Genomic DNA, 3,072 nt, shown 5'->3' on the forward strand with positions numbered 1-3,072 from the left:
CCAGATGGGTACTCTGCGTTTCACGACTGCAGCGGCTTTACGCGTTTCACGACTGCAGCGGCTTTACGGGCGGATTGACCCTGCCGGAACACCTCACCGATCTTGGGAACTCTGTGTTTCGCAGGTGCGGCTTCACGGGTGAATTGACCCTACCGGAGTCCCTTGCTCGAATTGGGGACTTTGCGTTTTCCGGCTGCAGCGGCTTCACGGGCGGGTTGACTCTGCCGGATACTCTCACCCGGATTGGGGACTCTGCGTTTTCCGGCTGTCGCGGCTTCACAGGGGGGTTGACTCTGCCGGATTCCCTTACCCAGATTGGGCGCGTTGCGTTTTACGACTGCAGCGGCCTGGATTTCGCGCATCTTGGAAAGAACCTGCAAAATCTGGGACATGAGGCCTTTTCACCCGGTCTTCCCCTCTTTACCGACAGCCCCCGCGTACAGCTGCTGATCAACGAGTATCTAAACCACGACTCCATCGCGGATACCTCCTGGGGCGGAACGGAAGACGTGCCGGACGGCGCAATCGCCACCGTGAAACAGGATGTTTCCGTAACCGGTGATAAACAGATCGGCAGGGAAGCGGAAATCACCGTGCCGGACGGCGTGACGCTGACGGTGGACGGGGACCTCACGGTCAATGGAACGCTCCAGATAAACGGAACACTGGACGGCTCCGGAACGCTTATTATCGGCAGAGGCGGCAAGGTGGAGGGCGACACCTTCGGTGTCCGCGTGGAATATCCGGCGGATATGGAAGATGCAAAAAATTTGATCGGGAACCGTTCCTATACGGCGGCGCAAGCGACGGCAGTTGATGCGGCGGCGGTCAAGAACTGGCTTGCAGGGGAGATTGCCGCACTCCCTGACCTGAGCGCCACCGGAGTAGTTATCGGGGAGATTACGGTGACTTCCTTTACTCCGGCCACGGCGGGAAATGCCGGAAAGCCCAATGGTACAAACGGCAGCTTTGCCTTCACCGTGGCACTCTCCAAGGGAAGTGGCACAGGCCAAGCGGCTGGCACGGGCAGCATTACCGCGACAGCTTACGCTCCTCTGCCGGTTACCACCTATACCGTTATTTTTGACCCGGCTGGCGGTACACGCACCGGTGGCGGCGAGCTTACTCAAATTGTTTCAGAGGGAGCTTCCGCCGCTGCCCCCATCGTTACCCGCAGCAGCTATACCTTTACCGGATGGGACAAGGATTTCTCACGGATTACTGCGGATTTGAACGTAACGGCACAGTGGAACAAAAATAGTACCACCGGCGGCGGTTCATCGGGCGGCAGCTCGTACACCGAGCCGGAACCGCAGAGCAGCTATACGGTTGTCGGCGACAACATCAGCCGGAGCGTTTCCCGTTCCGACTTAAAGAAACTGGCGGATTCCAATAAGAGCCTGACGCTCTCCTGCGATAAATCCAGTATGACCTTCGACCCTGCGGCGCTGAAAGCGATTCTGGCGGCGGTTCCGGCAACGGTGGGCAACATCACCTTTGCCGCCGCTCCCGCCGATCCCCGCGCGTTCCCGGACGCGGCGAAACAGCTCGGCGCTCACCCGGTTTATGACTTCACCATCCGCTACAAGGACGGCAACGGGAACCTTGTCACGGTTCCGGTGAACTTCCCCGCTGGTTCGGCTGCTATTACGCTGACCTACGCCCCCGCTGCTGCGGAGGTCACTGGAAGCCTGTTCATGGTCTATGTGGACGGCAAGGGAGCCGTGACATGGCTGGACAAATCCAGCTACGACAACGGCAAGGTTCTGGCGGACGCTCCCCACTTCTCCACCTACGGCGTGGCCTACAAAGCGCCCGTGCCGGTGTTTACCGACATCAGCGGCCATTGGGCGAAGCAGGATATTGAGTTTGTGGCTGCGCGGGGCCTGCTCTCCGGCACGGGAAACAACCAGTTCTCCCCGGACGGCATCATGACGCGGGGAATGTTCGTCACCGCCCTGGGGCGGCTGGCGGGCGTCAACCCGGACAGCTACCAGAGCCGCAGCTTCACCGACGTAAAGGCCGACGCCTACTATGCGGCTTATGTGGAATGGGCGGCGCAAAAGAACATCGTCAAGGGAACCGGCGATAAGCTGTTCAGCCCCGACGCGCCCGTGACGCGGGAGCAGATGGCGGTGCTGATGGTGAACTACGCCGGACAGATGGGCTATTCCATTCCCACGCCGCTTGCGGCTGTGACCTTTGCGGACAACGACAAGATCAGCGCGTGGGCGGCGAAGGAAGTTGCCGCCATGCAGCGGGCCGGTATCGTGAAAGGCAAGGACGGGAACCGCTTCGACCCGCAGGCCAGCGCCACAAGAGCCGAGATTTCGGTGGTGTTGCGCCGGTTCGTGGAGATCGTCATCGACCCCGCCACGGCCACCGGCTGGGTAAAGAACGATTCCGGCCACTGGCTCTATTACAAAGGCGGAACTGCCCTCACCGACTGGCAGACCATCGGCAAGCTGCGTTACTTCTTCAATGCCGATGGCGTCATGCACGAGGGCTGGAAGCAGGACGAATCCACCGGAAAATGGTACTACTGGACAAACGCTGGAGCCGCCACCGGCTGGAGGGAAATCGAAGGCAAGTGGTATTACTTCGACGAGAACGGCGTCATGGCCGTGAATACCAAAATTGACGGCTACGAAATCGGCCCGGATGGGGTAAGGAAAGAAAACTAAATTCTTAAAATGGCAGGGCGCTGTGGGATTCGTTCTCACAGCACCCTGCCTTACCCTTACTGGCCCTTGTTTTCGGGGTTATACCACAAAATTTTAGGAATCGTAAAAATTACCCTTGACAAATGCGCTCTCAATAGCAGCGAGTATGTGAAAGTTTTTCTGTAACTAAGGTTTTATAAGGTCTTCTATGGTAAAATAAAAATCATAGGAGGCCTTTTATTATGGCAAGAGAAAAGAAACCCGTACACAAAGTACAAATGACAGATGGGAAAAGGAACCTTATCCAGCAGCTCCTTCAGGAGTATGACATCCAGTCCGCAGAGGATATTCAGGATGCTCTCAAGGATCTGCTTGGCGGCACAATCAAAGAAATGATGGAAGCAGAGAT

At 57.6% G+C, this 3,072-nt stretch carries 1 protein-coding gene and 1 pseudogene; both read left to right on the forward strand.

Annotated elements, in window-relative coordinates:
* Positions 1-26 precede the first annotated feature (26 nt).
* Complete coding sequence (locus tag DXA13_RS20525) at positions 27-2,684, forward strand: S-layer homology domain-containing protein (RefSeq protein WP_278287073.1); 2,658 nt, start codon at positions 27-29, stop codon at positions 2,682-2,684.
* Between the two features lie 221 nt (positions 2,685-2,905).
* Positions 2,906-3,072 (forward strand): annotated as a pseudogene (locus DXA13_RS20530) (IS256 family transposase); the annotation flags it as partial.

This window comes from Clostridium sp. AM58-1XD, assembly GCF_003464085.1.
GTDB lineage: Bacteria > Bacillota > Clostridia > Lachnospirales > Lachnospiraceae > Lachnoclostridium_A.